Origin of the sequence: Xenorhabdus littoralis (assembly GCF_033949345.1) — a bacterium.
Classification (GTDB): Bacteria; Pseudomonadota; Gammaproteobacteria; order Enterobacterales; family Enterobacteriaceae; genus Xenorhabdus; species Xenorhabdus littoralis.
Window position 1 is genome coordinate 1 of the sequence record NZ_VCDP01000143.1, and the last position, 311, is coordinate 311.

1 pseudogene is annotated in these 311 nt (G+C 51.8%); it reads left to right on the plus strand.

What is annotated here, in order from left to right:
* Positions 1-311, plus strand: a pseudogene (locus FE394_RS18655) (type VI secretion system baseplate subunit TssF); the annotation flags it as partial.

Here is a 311-nt window from a genome sequence, read left to right on the forward strand (position 1 = left end):
TTAGTGGTGCGGGATCGCACGGTGAAAAAAACCGGCACGCACAGTGAAATTATCCTGACCCTGTGTCAGACGGGGAGTACTTCATCGGTCTGGAAAAGTGGATCGCTCTCTTTTTTCCTCGGCACAGATACCGGACGGGCAGCACAGCTCAGCCTGTGGCTTGACCAGCATATCTGTGAGATGAGTGTCAGAGCACAGGGCGAACAACGTAAGCTGAACTGTTTTCCTTATGGCTGGCATGACCTGTTCGATAACCCCATCCTGCCGATGGAAAAAAGCGCTTATACCGCACTGCAAACGCTGGTTGAATA